The sequence below is a fragment of the Mycobacterium numidiamassiliense genome (assembly GCF_900157365.1).
Lineage (GTDB): Bacteria > Actinomycetota > Actinomycetes > Mycobacteriales > Mycobacteriaceae > Mycobacterium > Mycobacterium numidiamassiliense.
The window spans coordinates 1686265-1705604 of record NZ_FUEZ01000004.1; the positions used below are offsets into that span (position 1 = coordinate 1686265).

At 66.2% G+C, this 19340-nt stretch carries 14 protein-coding genes; 8 read left to right on the top strand and 6 right to left on the bottom strand.

Annotated elements, in window-relative coordinates:
- Window positions 1-3 precede the first annotated feature (3 nt).
- From mfd to MNAB215_RS16715, 8 genes are all read left to right on the top strand, one after another.
- Window positions 4-3675 (top strand): transcription-repair coupling factor, encoded by a 3672-nt coding sequence (mfd, locus tag MNAB215_RS16680; RefSeq protein WP_077079819.1) that lies wholly within the window; start codon window positions 4-6, stop codon window positions 3673-3675.
- A 38-nt stretch (window positions 3676-3713) separates the two neighbouring features.
- Window positions 3714-4847, top strand: coding sequence for a nucleoside triphosphate pyrophosphohydrolase (locus tag MNAB215_RS16685; protein WP_083746148.1), 1134 nt, complete (start codon window positions 3714-3716; stop codon window positions 4845-4847).
- A gap of 149 nt (window positions 4848-4996) precedes the next feature.
- Window positions 4997-5728, top strand: a complete 732-nt coding sequence (locus tag MNAB215_RS16690) for a lytic transglycosylase domain-containing protein (protein WP_077082080.1) — start codon at window positions 4997-4999, stop codon at window positions 5726-5728.
- A gap of 91 nt (window positions 5729-5819) precedes the next feature.
- Entirely contained in the window at window positions 5820-7109 is a 1290-nt protein-coding gene (eno, locus tag MNAB215_RS16695) for a phosphopyruvate hydratase (RefSeq protein ID WP_077079820.1), read from the top strand.
- An 11-nt stretch (window positions 7110-7120) separates the two neighbouring features.
- Window positions 7121-7804: an FtsB family cell division protein gene (locus MNAB215_RS16700; RefSeq protein ID WP_077079821.1), complete on the top strand. Its 684-nt coding sequence runs from the start codon at window positions 7121-7123 to the stop codon at window positions 7802-7804.
- A complete protein-coding gene (locus tag MNAB215_RS16705; RefSeq protein WP_077079822.1) occupies window positions 7797-8285 on the top strand; it encodes a DUF501 domain-containing protein in 489 nt (162 codons plus the stop codon). The genes MNAB215_RS16700 and MNAB215_RS16705 overlap by 8 nt, the downstream gene beginning before the upstream one ends.
- Window positions 8279-9235 carry a Ppx/GppA phosphatase family protein gene (locus MNAB215_RS16710; protein WP_077079823.1) on the top strand — a complete coding sequence of 319 codons (957 nt, stop codon included), beginning with the start codon at window positions 8279-8281 and terminating at the stop codon, window positions 9233-9235. The genes MNAB215_RS16705 and MNAB215_RS16710 overlap by 7 nt, the downstream gene beginning before the upstream one ends.
- Window positions 9236-9410: 175 nt before the next feature.
- On the top strand, window positions 9411-11021 hold the full coding sequence (locus MNAB215_RS16715) for an MFS transporter (RefSeq protein WP_245830341.1): 1611 nt from the start codon (window positions 9411-9413) through the stop codon (window positions 11019-11021).
- A gap of 8 nt (window positions 11022-11029) precedes the next feature.
- On the opposite strand, the gene MNAB215_RS16720 is transcribed toward MNAB215_RS16715, so the two are convergent.
- Genes MNAB215_RS16720 through kdpF form a run of 6 tightly spaced genes read right to left on the bottom strand, consistent with a single transcriptional unit; the run spans window position 11030 to window position 19254 of the window.
- Entirely contained in the window at window positions 11030-11710 is a 681-nt protein-coding gene (locus MNAB215_RS16720; RefSeq protein ID WP_077079824.1) for a response regulator, read from the bottom strand.
- The gene (locus MNAB215_RS16725) at window positions 11707-14283 is read right to left on the bottom strand and encodes a sensor histidine kinase (protein ID WP_077079825.1); all 2577 of its coding nucleotides are present in this window, start codon (window positions 14281-14283) and stop codon (window positions 11707-11709) included. The genes MNAB215_RS16720 and MNAB215_RS16725 overlap by 4 nt, the downstream gene beginning before the upstream one ends.
- Before the next feature lie 10 nt (window positions 14284-14293).
- The gene (locus MNAB215_RS16730) at window positions 14294-15217 is read right to left on the bottom strand and encodes a potassium-transporting ATPase subunit C (protein WP_077079826.1); all 924 of its coding nucleotides are present in this window, start codon (window positions 15215-15217) and stop codon (window positions 14294-14296) included.
- Between the two features lies 1 nt (window position 15218).
- On the bottom strand, window positions 15219-17369 hold the full coding sequence (gene kdpB / locus MNAB215_RS16735) for a potassium-transporting ATPase subunit KdpB (RefSeq protein WP_077079827.1): 2151 nt from the start codon (window positions 17367-17369) through the stop codon (window positions 15219-15221).
- Window positions 17369-19039 carry a potassium-transporting ATPase subunit KdpA gene (gene kdpA / locus MNAB215_RS16740; protein WP_077079828.1) on the bottom strand — a complete coding sequence of 557 codons (1671 nt, stop codon included), beginning with the start codon at window positions 19037-19039 and terminating at the stop codon, window positions 17369-17371. The genes kdpB and kdpA overlap by 1 nt, the downstream gene beginning before the upstream one ends.
- Entirely contained in the window at window positions 19039-19254 is a 216-nt protein-coding gene (gene kdpF / locus MNAB215_RS30030) for a K(+)-transporting ATPase subunit F (RefSeq protein WP_342743254.1), read from the bottom strand. The genes kdpA and kdpF overlap by 1 nt, the downstream gene beginning before the upstream one ends.
- Window positions 19255-19340: the final 86 nt, after the last annotated feature.

Sequence of the window (19340 nt, forward strand, 5' to 3'; positions counted from 1 at the left end):
ATCATGATCGCACCGGGGCCTGATCTTCCAGAAACCCCGATCGCGGGGCTCGTCGAATTGGCGCTGACGGCGCCGACTTTCCAGCAGCTCGTCGAGAGCGCGTCTGCCCGGCCCGCCGAGATGAACCTGGTCGGCCCGGCCAGCGCCCGGCTCTTCGTGGCCAGCGCGCTGGCGCAGCAGGGTTCTCTGTTGGTGGTCACCGCGACGGGGCGCGAGGCCGACGACCTCGCCGCCGAGCTGCGTGGCGTCTTCGGCACTGCGGTGGCCGTCTTCCCGTCCTGGGAGACGCTGCCGCACGAGCGGCTCTCGCCCGGCGTCGACACCGTGGGCACCCGCCTGATGGTGCTGCGCCGGCTGGCCTACCCCGACGACACCCGGCTGGGCCCGCCGTTGCGGGTGGTGGTGACGGCGGCGCGCTCGCTGTTGCAGCCCATGGCGCCGCAGCTGGGCCATCAGGAGCCGGTCACCCTGCGCGTCGGTCAGGAGATCGGCTTCGAGGACGTGATTGCCCGGCTGGTCGAGCTGGCATACACCCGGGTGGACATGGTCGGCCGCCGCGGCGAGTTCGCCGTCCGCGGCGGGATTCTCGACATCTTCGCCCCGACCGCCGAGCACCCGGTGCGCGTCGAGTTCTGGGGCGACGAGGTCACCGAAATGCGGATGTTCTCGGTTGCCGATCAACGCTCCATCCCCGAGATCGAGGTCGAGACGCTGGTCGCGGTCGCCTGCCGCGAGTTGCTGCTCACCGCCGACGTGCGGGCGCGGGCGGCCGAGCTGATCGCACAACACCCGACGGGCCAGGGAGCGATCAGCGGCAGCCTCTCCGACATGCTGGCCAAGCTGGCCGAAGGCATCCCGGTCGACGGCATGGAGGCGCTGCTGCCGGTGCTGCGGCCCGACGACCACGCGCTGCTCGTCGAACAGCTGGCCGAGGGAACGCCGGTGCTGCTGTGCGACCCGGAAAAGGTGCTCACCCGGGCCGCTGACCTGATCAAGACGGGCCGCGAATTCCTGGAGGCGTCCTGGTCGGTGGCCGCGATGGGGACCGACGCGCCCGTCGACGTCGAGCAGCTGGGCGGGTCGGGATTCGCCGAGCTGGCCGACGTGCAGGCCGCCGCGGACCGGTCCGGGCACCCGTGGTGGACGTTGAGCCAGCTGTCCGACGAGTCGGCGGTAGAGCTCGACGTCAAGGCTGCGCCGTCGGCGCGTGGGCATCAGCACGACATCGAGGGCATCTTCGCGATGCTGCGCGCGCACGTGGCCACTGGCGGATACGGCGTGATCGTCGCGCCAGGCGCCGGGACGGCACACCGTGTCGTGGAGCGGCTGGCCGAGTCCGACACCCCGGCCGCCATGCTGGACGCCGGCGCCGCTCCCAAAAGCGGTGTCGTCGGAGTGCTCAAGGGTCCGCTGCACGGCGGCGTGGTCATACCCGGCGCCAACCTGGTCGTCATCACCGAAGCCGACCTGACCGGCAGCCGCGCCACATCGGTCGAGGGCAAGCGGCTGGCGGCCAAGCGGCGCAACACCGTCGACCCGCTGGCGCTGAACGCAGGCGATCTGGTGGTGCACGATCAGCACGGCATCGGCCGCTTCGTGGAGATGGTCGAGCGCACCGTCGGCGGCGCCCGGCGCGAGTACCTGGTGCTGGAATACGCGTCCAGCAAGCGGGGACAGCAGGCCGACAAGCTCTATGTCCCCATGGATTCGCTGGATCAGCTGTCGCGCTATGTCGGCGGCCAGGCCCCGGCGCTGAGCAAGCTGGGCGGCAGCGACTGGGTCAACACCAAGACCAAGGCCCGCCGCGCGGTGCGCGAGATCGCCGGCGAGCTGGTGTCGCTGTACGCCAAACGGCAGGCCAGCGCGGGCCACGCGTTCGGGCCGGACACGCCGTGGCAGGCCGAGATGGAGGATGCGTTCGGGTTCACCGAGACCGTCGACCAGCTCACCGCGATCACCGAGGTCAAGTCGGACATGGAAAAGCCGATCCCGATGGACCGGGTGATCTGCGGCGACGTCGGCTACGGCAAGACCGAGATCGCAGTGCGGGCGGCGTTCAAGGCGGTGCAGGACGGCAAGCAGGTCGCCGTGCTGGTCCCCACTACGTTGCTGGCCGACCAGCACCTGCAGACGTTCACCGACCGGATGGCCGGGTTCCCGGTGACCGTCAAGGGCCTGTCCCGGTTCACCGACACAACGGAGTCCCGCGCCGTGATCGACGGCCTGGCCGACGGCTCGGTGGACATCGTGATCGGCACCCATCGCCTGCTGCAGACCGGGGTGCGCTGGAAGGATCTGGGCCTGGTCGTGGTCGACGAGGAGCAGCGATTCGGCGTCGAGCACAAGGAGCACATCAAGTCGCTGCGCACCCACGTCGACGTGCTGACCATGAGCGCCACCCCGATCCCGCGCACCCTGGAGATGAGCTTGGCCGGCATCCGGGAGATGTCGACGATCCTGACGCCGCCCGAAGAACGCTATCCGGTGCTGACCTACGTCGGCCCGCAGGAGGAAAAGCAGATCGCCGCCGCGCTGCGCCGGGAGCTGCTACGCGACGGCCAGGCCTTCTACGTGCACAACCGCGTCAGCTCTATTGACCGGACCGCCGCCTGGGTGCGCGAGCTGGTGCCTGAGGCGCGGGTCGTCGTCGCGCACGGCCAGATGCCCGAAGAACTGCTGGAACGCACCGTCGAGGGGTTCTGGAACCGCGAGCACGACATCCTGGTCTGCACCACGATCGTGGAGACCGGCCTGGACATCTCCAACGCGAACACGCTGATCGTCGAGCGCGCCGACACCTTCGGGCTGTCCCAGCTGCACCAGCTGCGGGGCCGGGTCGGCCGCAGCCGCGAGCGCGGCTATGCCTATTTCCTCTATCCGCCGGAAGTGCCGCTGACCGAGACGGCCTACGACCGGTTGGCGACCATCGCGCAGAACAACGAGCTCGGTGCGGGCATGGCGGTCGCATTGAAGGACCTCGAGATCCGCGGCGCCGGCAACGTTTTGGGTGTCGAGCAGTCCGGCCACGTCGCCGGGGTGGGGTTCGACCTGTACGTCAGGCTCGTGGGCGAGGCCGTCGAGGCGTACAAGGCGGCCGCCGACGGCGAATTGGTGAGCACCGCCGAGGAACCCAAAGACGTCCGGATCGACCTGCCGGTGGACGCGCACCTGCCCCCGGATTACATCGCCAGCGACCGGCTGCGGCTCGAGGCATACCGGCGCCTGGCCGCTGCCGCAGACAACGCCGCCATCGACGCGGTCGTCGAAGAGCTCAACGACCGCTACGGCGCCCTGCCCGAACCCGCCCAGCGGCTGGTGGCGGTCGCACGGTTGCGGCTGGTCTGCCGCGTCGCCGGCATCCTCGAGGTATCGGCCCCCTCGGCGGCGACCGTGCGGTTATCGCCGATCACGCTGCTGGATTCGGCCCAGGTGCGGCTCAAGCGGATGTATCCGGCCGCGAACTACCGCGCCACCACGTCCACCGTGCAGGTTCCCATCCCGCGGGCCGGCGGGGTGGGAGCGCCGCGCATCCGTGACGTCGAGCTGGTCCAGATGGTGGCCAACCTGGTGACGGCCCTGCAAGGGAAACCGCAGCAAGAAATTGGTATAACGAGTGCGTCAGCGCCGCTCGATGACGATCCTGGCCGCAGATCGGCCGGTAAAGGAGTCGGGTAAGCAGCTTCGGCGATGACCAGGGAGGAGCGGCAGGCGCGATGATCGTCGTCTTGTTCGACCCCCGCCGTCCGTCGCTGGTGCCCGTCGAAGCGATCGAGTTCCTTGCCGGCGAGGTGCAGTACACCGAAGAGATGCCGGTTGCGGTGCCCTGGTCACTGTCGGCGGCGCGTCCGGTGCATACCGGAGACGACGCCCCGGTGTTGCTGTCGTCGGATCCCGACCACCCGGCCGTCACGGCCCGGCTGGCCGCCGGGGCCCGGTTGATCGCTGCGCCGGAGACACCGCGGGGCGAACGACTGGTGGACGCCGTGGCGATGATGGACAAGCTGCGCACCGCGGGCCCGTGGGAAAGCGAGCAAACCCACGACTCGTTGCGCAGGTTCCTGCTCGAAGAGACCTACGAAGTGCTGGACGCGGTGCGCAGCGGCAACGCCGACCAGCTGCGTGAAGAACTCGGTGATGTGCTGCTGCAGGTGCTTTTCCACGCCCGCATCGCCGAAGACGCGCCGCAGTTTCCCTTTGACATCGACGATGTCGCCAGCGCGCTGATGCGCAAGCTTGGCAATCGCGTGCCGGGAGTGCTTGCTGGACAATCGATTTCGCTTGAAGATCAGCTGGCCCAATGGGAAGAGCGCAAAGCGGCCGAGAAGTCGCGCAAGTCGGCGATGGACGAGGTGCATACCGGTCAGCCGGCATTAGCGTTGGCGCAGAAGGTGATTCAGCGCGCCACCAAGGCCGGGCTGCCTGCTGACCTGATCCCGTCCGAGATCGTCGAAATCTCGGTGTTGACCGATGTCGATGCGGAGAGCACGCTGCGCACAGCGGTTCTGGAGTTTGTCGACACAGTCCGCGGTGTCGAGAGATCCATTGCCGCCACTCGCCGCGGCGACGACGTTCCGGAAGAGTTCGACGTGACTCCGTTGGGCGAGGTCACCGAGGCCGAGTGGCGCGAGCACTGGCCGTTCTCGGAGCTCGCAGTCGACGTGCGGGCCGATGAGTCCGAAGACGCCTCCGAAGGGGTCGATGCGGACGTTCCCGACGACACCGGCGATGACACCGGCGACGACACCGGCGATGACACCGACGAGGACGCCGGCGTCGATGAAGAAGCCGAAGTCGGCGCCGACGAGGTGGTCGACGAAGCCGAAGACGGCACCGAGGCGTCCGACTAGCGCCACGGACCGGCGATAGAGTCACGCAAATTTCGGCGGGTGGCCGTCGCGAAACGCGCTCCTGGACCGCGAAGCAGCCGAAGAGTACGAAAACTCATGGGACGATGATCGTGGTGATTGTAGATATCGGGGACGTTAAGGGGAGCGTGGTGTCGCCGAGGCGCTGGTTGCGCGCGGCCGCCGTCATCGGCGCGACCGCGATGCTCATGGCGTCCAGCTGCACTTGGCAACTCAGCATGTTCATTCCCGATGGCGTGCCCCCGCCCGCGGGTGCTCAGGTACCGGCGGTGAACACGCACGCCAGCGGGCGGCCCGCGGATCAGTTGCGGGACTGGGCGCTGCAACGCTCCGCGACATTGGAGATTCCGGTCATCGCGCTCGAGGCCTACGCCTATGCCGCCCGCGTCGCCGAGGTGGAGAACCCGAAGTGCCACATCGCGTGGACAACCCTCGCGGGCATCGGGCAGGTCGAGAGCCACCACGGCACCTACCGGGGCGCCACACTGGCCCCGAATGGGGATGTGAGCCCGCCCATTCGGGGCGTTCGTCTCGACGGCACCAGCGGCAATCTGCGCATCGTCGACACCGCCGAAGACGCCGGCGCGGGCGGATCCGGTGTGACGCGCGCCATGGGACCGATGCAGTTCATTCCCGAGACCTGGCGGTTGTACGGTGTCGACGCTCACAACGACGGTCACGTCAGTCCGGACAACATCGACGACGCCGCCCTCGCCGCCGCCGGTTATTTGTGCTGGCGCGGAAAGGATCTCGCGACACCCAGGGGATGGATCACCGCGCTGCGCGCCTACAACAACTCAGGCGTCTACGCGCGGGCCGTCCGGGACTGGGCAACCGCCTATGCGGCGGGTCGCCCGCTGTAGAAGGATGAATCCCTGACCCAGGCTTTACGCTGGGCCTGTTTGAGGGCTGGCCCGCAGCGCGCCATCAGCTACAAGGCAAGGAGAGAACCTAGTGCCGATTATCGAGCAGGTCGGGGCCCGCGAGATACTCGATTCCCGTGGTAACCCGACGGTTGAGGTCGAGATTGCGCTGATCGACGGGACGTTTGCCCGGGCAGCGGTGCCGTCCGGCGCGTCGACCGGAGAGCACGAGGCCGTCGAGCTGCGTGACGGTGGGGAGCGCTACGGCGGCAAGGGCGTGCAGAAGGCCGTGCAAGCCGTGCTCGACGAGATCGGTCCGGCCGTGATCGGGCTCAACGCCGACGACCAGCGGCTGGTGGACCAGGCGCTGGTCGACCTCGACGGGACCCCTGACAAGTCCCGGCTCGGTGGCAACGCGATCCTCGGCGTGTCGCTGGCCGTCGCCAAAGCGGCCGCAGACTCCGCGGAGCTGCCGCTGTTCCGCTACCTCGGCGGGCCAAACGCTCACATCCTGCCGGTGCCGATGATGAACATCCTCAACGGGGGGGCGCACGCCGACACCGCAGTCGACATTCAGGAATTCATGGTGGCGCCCATCGGAGCGCCCAGCTTCGTCGAGGCGCTGCGCTGGGGCGCCGAGGTGTACCACGCACTCAAAGCGGTGCTCAAGAAGCAGGGCCTGTCCACCGGGCTGGGCGACGAGGGTGGGTTCGCCCCCGACGTGGCCGGCACCACCGCGGCTCTGGACCTGATCAGCTCGGCCATCGAATCGGCGGGCTTCAAACCCGGCGTCGACGTGGCGCTGGCCATCGATGCGGCGGCCAACGAGTTCTACGTGGAGGGCACCGGCTATACCTTCGAGGGCAGCACTCGCACCGCCGACCAGATGACCGAGTTCTACGCCAAGCTGGTCGGCTCCTACCCGCTGGTGTCCCTCGAAGACCCGCTGTACGAAAACGATTGGGACGGATGGGCGGCCCTGACCACGTCGATCGGTGACAAGGTTCAGATCGTCGGCGATGACATCTTCGTCACCAACCCCGAGCGCCTCGAGGAGGGCATCGAAAAGGGTGTGGCAAATGCGTTGCTGGTCAAGGTGAATCAGATCGGGACGTTGACCGAGACGCTCGACGCCGTCGCGCTGGCTCACCACAGCGGCTACCGCACGATGATCAGCCACCGCAGTGGTGAGACCGAAGACACCACGATCGCCGACCTCGCGGTGGCCGTCGGGAGCGGACAGATCAAGACGGGCGCGCCCGCCCGCAGCGAGCGTGTCGCCAAGTACAACCAGCTGCTGCGCATCGAGGAGGCGCTGGGCGACGCCGCCCGCTACGCAGGCGATCTGGCGTTTCCGCGCTTTGCGCTGGAACCCAAATAGATTGGAATCGGTTGCCCGACGCGAAACGGCCAGATCCGAAGCGCCGCTCTCCGGCATCCCGGCCGGCCAAGCCCGGCGATTCGGTTCGACGCGGCCGCTCCGCGAGGGGCTCGAGGCCGGTGCAGACCGCGACCGCTCGCAACACCACGCGGACAACGGCCGAGCATGTCGTCGAACCGATCAAGAGACAGATCGCCGAGTCCGCCGAGCAGCGGGCCGATCAGCGGCTGGGCTTCACCGCGCGGCGCGCGGCGGTGCTGGCCGCTGTCATTTGTGTGCTGACACTGACCATCGCCGGCCCGGTGCGCACCTACTTCGCGCAGCGCACGGAGATGTCGCAGTTGACCGCCACCGAAGCGGCGCTGCGCCGCCAAATCGCCGACCTTGAGCAGAAGAAGGGCAAGCTCGGCGACCCGGCGTATATCGCGGCGCAGGCCCGCGAGCGGTTGGGTTTTGTCAAGCCCGGCGACATTCCGTTTCAAGTGCAGCTTCCCGCGGCGGCGGCAGCGTCGCCGCAGCCAGCGGCAGACGCGGCGAAACCCGCTAACAACAACCCGTGGTACACGTCGCTGTGGCACACCATCGCCGACGCGCCGCACCTGCCGCCGGCCAACCTGGCCCCCTCGGAGGCTCCGCCGGCTCCGGCCGACCCCGGGGTGCCGGCTTCGGCGAACCCCACTGCCCCCGGTGGTTGACCGTGCGGACCTGGACGCGGTGGCGCGCCAGCTCGGGCGCGAGCCGCGCGGCGTGCTCGAGATTGCTTATCGGTGCCCCAATGGGGAACCCGGCGTGGTGAAGACCGCGCCGAGACTTCCTGACGGCACACCGTTTCCGACGTTGTACTACTTGACGCATCCGGTGTTGACCGCGGCCGCGAGCAGGCTGGAGACGACGGGATTGATGCGGGAGATGACCGAACGGCTGGGATCCGACGAACAACTGGCGGCCGCCTATCGGCGGGCTCACGAGTCGTGGTTGGCCGAGCGTGACGCGATCGAGTCGCTAGGCACCACGTTCTCCGGCGGAGGCATGCCGGACCGGGTCAAGTGCCTGCATGTGCTGATCGCGCATTCGCTGGCCAAGGGGCCCGGGTGCAACCCCTTCGGCGACGAAGCGCTGGCGCTGCTGGCCGCAGAACCGGAGATGGCCCCGTTGTTGGAGGCGGGGCAGTGGTGAGGCTCGCGGGAATTGACTGTGGTACCAACTCGATTCGGTTGCTGATCGCTGACGTCGACGAGGGGCCGGCCGGCGCGCCGCTGCGCGACGTGCATCGCGAGACTCGGATCGTGCGGCTGGGGCAGGGTGTCGACGCGACGGGCGAGTTCGCGCCCGAAGCGATTGCCCGGACCCGGGCCGCACTGGCCGACTACGCTGATTTGCTGAAAAAGCATGGCGCCCAACGGGTTCGGATGGTGGCCACCTCGGCCGCCCGTGATGTCTCCAATCGCGACGTCTTCTTTGGCATGACGGCCGACGTGCTGGGGGCGGTGCTCCCCGGTGCGGTCGCCGAGGTGATCAGTGGCGCCGAAGAAGCCGCCTTGTCATTCCGTGGCGCCGTCGGCGAACTGGACAGCGCCAGAGGTCCTTTCGTCGTCGTCGATCTGGGCGGTGGCTCGACCGAGATCGTGCTCGGCGGGGGAGATGGGGTGGCGGCGAGCTACTCGGCCGACATTGGCTGCGTCCGGCTGACCGAACGATGCTTGCACTCGGATCCGCCGACGGCGGTTGAGGTGGCGGCGGCCCGCGCGGTGGTTCGTGAGCGGCTCGAGGTCGCGCTGGCCGTGGTGCCCGTCGAAAAGGCCCGGACCTGGGTCGGATTGGCCGGAACCATGACCACCCTGGCTGCGCTGGCCCACCACATGACAACCTATGACGCTGCGGCCATTCATCTTTCACGCGTCGCCGGCCGCGATTTGCTGGCGGTCTGCGAGCGCCTGATCGGCATGACGCGCGCTGAGCGCGCCGCGCTGCCGCCCATGCACGAGGGCCGGGTCGACGTAATCGGCGGCGGCGCGATCGTGGTCGAGGAATTGGCACGCGAGCTGCGCGGCCGGGCCGGCATCGATGAACTGACCGTCAGCGAACACGACATCCTGGACGGCATCGTGTTTTCGATCGCGGAATAACCCCGGCCCTCCACGGCGTCTCCTTGGGCGTGCCTGCGTTGGCTGATTGTCTTAGACTCCTAGTCCCTGCACGACTAGCGCCGCACGACTAGCCCTGCACGACGCGAAAGGCGTGCTATGTCCGATCTCACTCTCCGGCTGGTTTTGCCAGGATGGGCTGCTTAGTGTCGGTTTCGTGGTGAATCAGGTGCATGCACATGCCAACGGGCAACCGTCGGCGTGGGCGCCGTTGCGCAATCGCGTTTACCGCCACTTGTTGACCGCGCAGTTCGGCTCCAGCATCGGGACCTGGATGCAAAGCGTGGCCGCCCAATGGTTTTTGATCGAGAAGCACAGCAGTGACGTCATCGTGGCCCTCGTCCAAACGGCGAGCCTCGGGCCGACGCTGCTTTTCGGATTGTTCGCCGGCGCGCTCGCCGATCTGTTCGACCGGCGCCGCCTGCTGATAGTTCTGCAGACGTATGCGGTGCTGGTAGCGCTGGCCCTGGCCGTGCTGACCTACCTGGGTCGTCTCAGCCCGACCGCATTGCTGTGGTTCACGGTGGCCATCGGCTGCGCGTCTGCACTCACCGCGCCGGCCTGGCAGGCGATTCAGCCCGAGGTTGTCCCGCGTGAGCAGATTACGGCCGCAGCGACTTTGGGTAGCGTCTCGGGTAACGCCGCCCGGGCGATCGGACCGGCCATCGGTGGCGTTATCGTGGGATTATCTGGCCCCGCAGCGGTTTTCGCGATCAACGCCGTGTCGTTCGCCGGAATAATCGTCGCTCTGCTGACGTGGAAGAGACCCACCCAGCGCGCGCCCCTCGAGCGAGAACACTTCGGCCAGGCCATGATCACCGGGCTGATGTTCGTTCGTAACGGGCCTAATATCCGCAGGATCCTGGTGCGCGCGGTCCTCTTCCTCTTTCCCGCCTCGGGCGTGTTCGCTCTGCTGCCGGTGGCCGCCGCCCACAGATGGCACCTGGCTGCGGATGGATACGGTGTGGCGCTGGGTGCCATCGGTGTGGGCGCGGTGCTTGCCGTCGTGGTCGCGGCGCGGTTACGCCGGCGGGTGTCCGACAACGCGCTGCTGGCGGCGTCGGCCGCCGCGTACGCGCTGGCGCCCGTGGCGATCGTGTCGCTGCCGTTCGCCGCGGCGACTCCCTTCCTGGTGTTGTCGGGGATGGCGTGGCTGATCACGTTAGCGACGTTGAATGCCGCAGCACAGCTGTCGTTGCCGCGCTGGGTGATGGCGCGTGGGTTGGCGGTGTATCTGCTGGTCGCCACGGGATCTCAGGCAATCGGCTCGTATGTCTGGGGTGCCGTCGCCACCCGGGCGGGCCTGCACGTGGCGATGCTGGGTTCGGCGATGGCGCTGATTGTCGTCGCCCTTAGCGTCGTGGTACTTCCGTTGCGGCCGACTACCGGGACGCTCAGCGTCGAGGTTTCCGGTGCGTGGCCGACACCGACGCTGGTGTTTGAACCGTGTCCGCACGACGGACCGGTGTTGGTCACCGTTCGCTATCAAGTGCCGCCGGAGAGGCGCAACGAGTTCATCGAGGCAATGCAAGCGGTCAGACGATCGCGGCTGCGAACGGGCGGCCACAGTTGGCGGCTCTATCACAGCGTCGGACAACCCGACACGCTCCTGGAAAGGTTCACCGTGGCGTCGTGGACCGAGTTCGAGCGCCAACGAACCGAGCGCTGGCTGGAATACGATTCCGAGGGCGTGAACAAGGCCATTGGCTACACCGTCGACTGCGCCCGGCAGCACGAGTACTTCGTCGCGGTGCGGGTACGACAGTGAGCATCGACTCAGGCTTCGAAGCGGTAACCCATGCCCGATTCGGTCAACAGGTGTTTGGGATGCGACGGGTCGTCTTCAAGTTTGCGCCGTAGCTGCGCCAGATACACTCGTAGGTAATGGGTTTCGGTGGCATACGCCGGACCCCACACCTCTTTGAGGAGTTCTTCGCGACCGACGAGCTTGCCTCGATTGCGGACCAGTACCTCGAGCATGCCCCACTCGGTCGGGGTGAGGTGGACCTCCGCGCCCTCCTTGGTCACCTTCTTGGCGGCCAGGTCGACGGTGAACGCGTCAGTCTCGATCACCGGTTCGTCGGTCTCGGACGCCGCGGCGTTCCGGCGGACCGCGGCGCGCAGGCGGGCCAGAAACTCGTCCATCCCAAACGGTTTGGTGACGTAGTCGTCGGCGCCGGCGTCCAGCGCCTCAACCTTGTCGGAAGAATCGGTGCGCGCCGACAGCACGATGATCGGCGCGGAGAGCCAGCCGCGCAGACCACCCAGGACCTCGATCCCGGAAAGGTCGGGCAGGCCGAGGTCGAGGATCACCACATCGGGTTTGTGCTCGGCGGCGGCGCGCAGTGCGCCCGTCCCGGTCGATGCGGTGATCACCTCGTAGCCCCGCACCGACAGGTTGATCCGCAACGCGCGCAGGATGTGTGGCTCGTCATCGATGACCAGCACCCGGGTCATAGCGCACCGTCCCGTTGCGGCGCGGCCAGATCCACCACCACCGTAAGCCCCCCGCCCGGCGTTTGGCTGGCGGCGATCGTGCCGCCCATGGCTTCCACGAATCCGCGTGCCACCGACATTCCCAAACCAACACCCGTGGTGTTGTCGTGATCGCCCAGCCGCTGGAATGCCTCGAAAATCTGGTCCTCGGACCCCTTCGGGATTCCAGGGCCGTCGTCGATCACATTGATGAGGACGCGGTCGCCGACGCGCCCGGCATTGACCCGAACCACACAGTCGGGCGCGTACCGCAGCGCGTTGTCGATCAGGTTGGCGAGCACCCGTTCGAGGAGCCCGGGGTCGGCCATCACCACGACATCACCGACATCGACCTTCACGCGGTCGATGGCGGATCGGTAGAAGCCGGTGGCGCCCTTGCCGATACTCACCAGCGCGCGCTGCGCGGTTTCCTCCAGATACACCCGGTGTAGGTCGGGCTTGACCACGCCGGCCGCCAGCCGTGAGGAATCGAGCAGATTCCCGACCAGTGCGGTCAGCTGGTCAATGGACTCCTCGATGGTCGCCAGCAATTCGGCGGTGTCCTCCGCGGAAAAGGCGACGTCTTCCGCGCGCAAGCTGGACACCGCGACCTTGGCCGCGGCCAGCGGCGTGCGCAGGTCGTGGCTGACCGCCGCGAGCAGGGAGCGTCGCAGCTCGTCGGCGCGCATGATCGCCTCGGCCTGGCTGGCTTCGTCGGCGAGTTCACGCTGTCTGATCAAACCCGCGGCCTGCCTGGCCACCGCGCCCAGCACCCGACGGTCACGTGCGAAGAGCTTCCTGCCGGCAAGCAGCATCCAGAACTCGCCATCGCCGACTTCGATTGCGGTATCGGCAAATTCCACCGTAGTACACGGATCTCTGCCCACGCAGGCGACAACCTCGCTCTTCTTGCCGCTGGCGCGGTCTTCCTCGCTCGCTTCGCGCAGCATGGTGACCGCACGCTGGGCGTAGGTCTCGCGCACCCGTTCGAGCAGCGTCTCGAGGTCGGCGCCGCGCAGCACCGATCCCGCGAACAGCGTCAGCAGTTCCGCCTCCTGTGAGGCCAGCCTCGCCTCGCGGGCACGTTTGGCGGCACCGTCGACAAGAACCGCGACCGCGACTGCGATCATGAGCAACACCAACTCGGTGATGGCACTGTTGGGTTCGGCGATGGTGAAGCTGTGCCGCGGCGGTATCAGATAGTAATTCAGCAGAAGTCCGGACAAGACAGCCGAAAGTGCCGCCGGCGCAACGCCTCCCAGCAGCCCTACCGCCAACACTCCGATAAAGAACAGTGCGCTCTCACCGGCGTTGTCGAGATAGTGGTCCAGTAAGCCCACCGTGATGAAGCAGACGACCGACGGGACGATGACGGACGCCAACCAGGAGGCGACGCGCCGCTCGCGGGGCGCCAGCGACCGGAAGTGGAAGCCGCCCTTGGATTCGTCGTGGGTGACGATGTGCACGTCGATCCTGCCGGACCGCTGCACAATGTTCGAGCCGATGCCCTCCTCGAAAATCCGGGCCCAGCGCGATCGTCGCGAGGTGCCGATCACCAACTGGGTGGCGTTGAGCTCGCGGGCGAAATCCAGCAACGCCGTGGGAACGTCGTCACCGACCACGGTGTGCACCGAGGCATCCAAACTGCTCGCCAGCTCACGGATCTTGGCCATCCGGACCTCCGACAGCCCAGCCAGCCCATCGCCGCGCACCACATGAACCACCATCAGTTCAGCGCTGGATTTGGACGCGATCCGGGATGCCCGCCGCAGCAATGTCTCCGATTCCGGCCCACCGGTGATCGCCACCACGACGCGCTCGCGCGCCTCCCACATGTCGGTGATCTTGTTATCCGCGCGGTACTTCGCCAGCGCGGTGTCCACCTGATCGGCCACCCACAGCAGCGCCAATTCCCTAAGCGCGGTGAGGTTTCCCGGACGGAAGTAATTGGACAACGCCGCATCGACGCGCTCCGACGCGTAGACGTTTCCATGGGATAGCCTGCGGCGCAGTGCTTCCGGCGTAATGTCAACGAGCTCAACTTGTGCCGCCTGCCGCACAACCGAGTCCGGGATCGTTTCCTTCTGCTCGATACCGGTGATCTGGGCGACCACGTCGTTGAGACTCTCTAGATGTTGGACGTTGACCGTCGAGATCACCGAGATGCCGGCGTCGAGCAGCTCCTCGACGTCTTGCCATCGCTTGGCGTTCTTGCTGCCCGGCGTGTTGGTGTGCGCGAGCTCGTCGACGAGGACCACCTGAGGGTGACGTGCTAGTACGGCAGGCACGTCGATCTCGGCGAGGCTGGCACCACGGTATTTGAGGTAGCGCGGCGGGATGACCTCGATGCCCTCCATCATCTCCGCGGTTTTCAGGCGACCATGGGTCTCCACCACCGCGGCCACGATGTCCGTGCCCCGTCCCAAACGCCGGTGCGCTTCGCCGAGCATCGCGTATGTTTTCCCGACGCCCGGTGCCGCACCTAGGTAGATGCGGAGCTCTCCTCGTTTGGGGCGGTGGTCCTCAGGGCTGACGTCTCTCACGTCAACCATCATCCCCCTGCCGTTAACCGGTAACAGGGTATCGACGGTCGAGTTCTAAGTTGAGTTCAAGGACATTCACAGTGGGCTCACCGAAAACTCCCAGATCGCGACCGCTGCGGTACTGCGCCAGTACCGCGCGTATCTGATCCGGGCTGACGTGTCGGGCCTTGGCCACCCGGGTGACCTGGATGTCGGCGTAGGCCGGTGAAATGTTGGGATCCAAACCGCTTCCGCTGGAGGTCACGGCATCGGCGGGAACCTGGGGGTTGTCAGAAGCGGCGCCGCGGATGGGCACGATCTGGCCGGTCGAGTAGTCCTCGCCGTACTTGGCGCACTCGACCCGTGCACCCTCGTACATGGTGAGAAACGGCGTTTGGGTCGTCTGGCATGGTTCGTTGATGCTGACCACCTCGGTGGGGTGTACGACGTTTCCACGGGCGTCCCGTGGGCCGATCACCGCAAGCACGGCACCCACGCCGCCGCCGGTGCAGAACGGACGTGACCCATCCACACCTTCCAGTTGGCCCACCGCGCTGCTGCGGGTGCAGACCAGAGTGAGCAGGCTGGGCTTAAAGCCCGCATCAGACGCGGACTTTCCGGCTGTCAACTGTGATGGATCGGCCGGTGTGTCGATGATGTTCTCCGGCCCGAGGTTGCTCGCGCCCGAAGACAGCGGGTCGTAGCCGTTACCGGCGGCTGAGGGGCGGGTCTGGAAGTACTTCGGCAGCGGGTTGCCGTCCTTGTCGGTGAACAGCTGGCCAATCAGCCGGCTGCCGATCGGTTTCCCGTTGACGGTGAGAATGGATCCTTCGGCCTTATCGTGCAATCCGGGAATCTGCGCGACCAGCCAAATGAGCACCGGGTAGGCGAGACCGGTGATCACGGTCAGCACCAGCAGCGCGCGGAAGGCGGCCAAGTGCATGCGGACGAAACTCGACAACTTCATGTCAGGACATCCCTGGGACGAATTGGACGATCAGGTCGATGAGCTTGATCCCGATGAACGGGGCGACGATGCCGCCGAGCCCGTAGACGTAGAGGTTGCGGCTCAACAGTTTTGACGCGCTGCTCGGTGTATAGCGCACACCCCGCAGCGACAGCGGGATCAGCATGACGATGATGATCGCGTTGAAGATGACCGCCGAAAGGATCGCCGACTGCGGGCTGTGCAGCCGCATGATGTTGATCAGATCCAGGCCGGGAAAGAGCGCGACGAACATGGCCGGGATGATCGCGAAGTACTTCGCAATGTCGTTGGCGATCGAGAAGGTGGTCAATGCTCCGCGGGTGATCAGCAGCTGCTTGCCGATCTCGACGATCTCGATGAGCTTGGTTGGGTCGGAGTCGAGATCGACCATGTTGCCGGCCTCTTTGGCAGCCGAGGTGCCGGTGTTCATCGCCACGCCCACGTCGGCCTGGGCCAGTGCCGGCGCGTCATTGGTGCCGTCGCCGGTCATCGCGACCAGTTTGCCGCCCTCTTGCTCCCGCTTGATCAGCGCGAGCTTGTCCTCGGGTGTCGCCTCGGCGAGGAAGTCGTCAACACCGGCCTCGTCGGCAATCGCCTTGGCAGTCAGCGGGTTGTCGCCGGTGATCATCACCGTTCGGATGCCCATCTTCCGCATCTCGTCGAAACGCTCACTCATGCCTTGCTTGACGACATCCTTGAGGTGGATGACCCCGAGGACGGCCGCCTCGCCGTTCACACACTCCCCGACGACCAGTGGGGTGCCGCCGCCGGCGGAGATTCCGTCGACGATCTCGCCCAGTTGCTGGGGAACCTTGCCGCCTTGCGCGCGTACCCAGTCCGCGACAGAGTTGGCCGCGCCCTTGCGCAGTAGGTGTCCGTCGAGGTCCACGCCGGACATCCGCGTGGTGGCGGAGAACTGTACCCAGTGGGCTTGCGCGAGTTCGCCTGGCGTGCGCGCGCGCAGCCCGAAATATTGTTTGGCGAATACGACAACCGAGCGCCCTTCCGGTGTTTCGTCGGAGAGGCTGGACAACTGCGCGGCGTCGGCGAGCTGTTCAGGGGACACTCCGTCGACCGGGAGGAAGGCGGCGGCCTGCCGATTGCCCAAGGTGATCGTGCCCGTCTTGTCGAGCAGCAATGTGTTCACGTCGCCGGCGGCTTCCACCGCCCGTCCGGACATCGCGAGCACGTTGCGCTGCACCAGCCGGTCCATCCCGGCAATACCGATGGCGGACAGGAGCGCGCCGATCGTTGTGGGGATCAGGCACACCAGCAGCGACACCATGACAATCCCGGTGACGCCGTTTGTGTTGAGCGCCTCGGTATTTGGGACACCAGGGTTGTTGGCTTTCGAGTAGATCGCTAGCGGCTGCAGCGTCGCGACGGCAAAAACGAAGATGATCGTCAACGCGGCCAGCAGGATGTTCAGCGCGATCTCGTTGGGGGTCTTCTGCCGATTGGCACCCTCGACGAGTGCAATCATCCGGTCGATGAAGCTTTCTCCGGGCTTTTGAGTGATCTTTACGACGATCCGGTCGCTCAGCACGGTAGTGCCGCCAGTGACCGCCGACCGGTCCCCGCCGGACTCCCGGATCACCGGCGCCGACTCGCCGGTGATCGCCGATTCGTCCACCGACGCGATGCCTTCCACCACGTCACCGTCTCCCGGTATCACCTCTCCGGCCTCGATTACCACGACGTCGCCTTGCTGCAGCAGCGGCGCCGCTACTTCTTCCTCCACGGCAGATGCACCGGGCTCCCAGCTCTTGAGTCGCCGTGCCATGGTGTGGGTTTTGGCTCGGCGCAGCGTTTCGGCCTGGGCCTTGCCCCGGCCTTCGGCCACCGCCTCCGCGAGGTTGGCAAACACCACGGTCAGCCAGAGCCAGACCACGGTCAACCACGCGAACCACGTCGGGTTGATGATCGCCAGGACGGTGGACCAGGCGGCGCCGATTTCGACGATGAACATCACCGGGTTGCGCCAAAGCGTGCGCGGGTCGAGTTTTCGCAGCGCATCGGGCGTCGACTTCCACAGCATTTTCGGGTCGAGCAAGCCGCCCTGTACCCGTTTTGTGCTTGCGGAGGTCGCGGACTGTGTCGGCTCAGCCGGATCGACGATCGTCGCGGTCATTAGTGGATTCCTTCAGCGAGAGGCCCGAGCGCGAGCATGGGCAAGAACGTGAGGGCAACGAGTATCACGGTGACGCCGGCGACCATTCCGACGAACTGGGGCCTATGGGTGGGGAGTGTGCCGAGCGATTCCGGCGTGTGGCCCTGCTTGGCCAGCGAGCCGGCCAGCGCGAGTGCGAGCACGATCGGCAGGAAGCGGCCGAAGACCATGGCCAGTCCGAGGGCGGTGTTGTACCAGTTGGTATTGACGCTGATCCCGGCAAATGCGGACCCGTTGTTGTTGGCCGCGGAGGTGAACGCGTACAAGACTTCCGACAACCCGTGCGGGCCGGCGTTGAGCATCCCGGCGCGTTCGCCCGGCAGCGCCATCGCGATCGCGGTGCCGGTCAGCACGATCAGCGGCGTGACCAGGAAATAGCTTGCGGCGAGCTTGATTTCGCGAGGGTTGATCTTCTTACCGAGGTATTCCGGGGTGCGCCCGACCATCAGACCCGCGACGAAGACGGTGATCACCGCCAAGATCAGCATGCCGTAGAGGCCGGAGCCGGTGCCACCAGGGGCGACCTCCCCAAGCTGCATGTTGAACATCGCGATCATCCCACCGAGGCTGGTGTAGGAGTCGTGGAAGGAGTCGACGGCACCGGTCGAGGTGAGCGTTGTCGAGTCGGCGAACACCGCCGAGTTGGCGATGCCGAAGCGCTGCTCCACGCCTTCCATCGCCGATCCGACGGCCATCGGCACCGTGCCGTGGTGCTGCAGCTGGAACCACATCATGAACGTCACGCTGATCCCGTACAGCGTCGCCATGACCGATGCGATTGCATAGCCCTGCTTCGGGCTGCCCACCATGCGCCCGAAGGTGCGCGGCAGCGAGAAGCTGATCATCAACAGCAGAAAGATCTCCAGCCAGTTGGTCCACGTCGTCGGGTTCTCAAATGGGTGCGCGGAGTTGGCGTTGTAGAAACCGCCGCCGTTGGTGCCGAGCTCTTTGATGACCTCCTGGCTGGCCACCGGGCCACCGGTAATGGTCTGCTGGGTGCCGCCAAGAGTATTGACAACTTGGTCGTTGAGGTGGAAGTTCTGGACCGCGCCGCCCGCGATCAGCACGATCGCGCCGATGACTGCGATTGGCAACAAGATGCGCAGTGTGCCGCGGACCAGGTCGACCCAGAAGTTCCCCAACTCACCGGTGCGCTTGCGGGCGAACCCGCGCACCAGCGCGATTGCGACTGCAATGCCGACCGCGGCGGAGACGAAGTTCTGTACCGCCAACCCCGCCATCTGTACCAAATGACCGTCGGTTGACTCACCGGAGTAGGCCTGCCAGTTCGTATTGGTGACGAAGCTGATCGCGGTGTTCCACGCCAGCGCCGGGGTCATTTGGGTAGCCGGATCATGCAGATGCAACGGCAACTTGCCCTGCACGAGCTGGAATATGAACAGGAACAGGATGCTGATCGAGGAGAACGCCAAAACGCTTCGGGCATATGCGCCCCAGGTCTGTTCTGAGCGCGAATCGACACCGATCAGTCGGTAGATCAGGCGCTCCACATAGGAGTCTTTTTCCGACGTATACACCCGATACATGTAGTCGCCGAGGGGGATATGCACCGCCACAAGTGCCGCGACGAGAACGACGAGGAAGACGATCCCCGCTGTTGTTGTGCTCACTAGAACCTCTCTGGGAACAGCAGGGCGCCGGCGAGATACACAGCAAGAAGTACAGAAAGCGCCAAGCCAATAATGTTTTCGTAGCTCACAGCCGCTCGACCAACTTCTGTGCCAGGCCAAGCACGGCGAACACTGCCATCGTGAGCACGATGAATACCAACACGCCCATCTTGTCTCCGTTTCGGGCCGGTCGCGTGCATACAGATAAACCCCATCGAAGTCAGCCACACTGCAGTCCTCGGAGGCAAGGTCAGCTTGAAAGTAGACGGGGCCAGTCGGGTAGGGCCTTTGGTTGACAGTT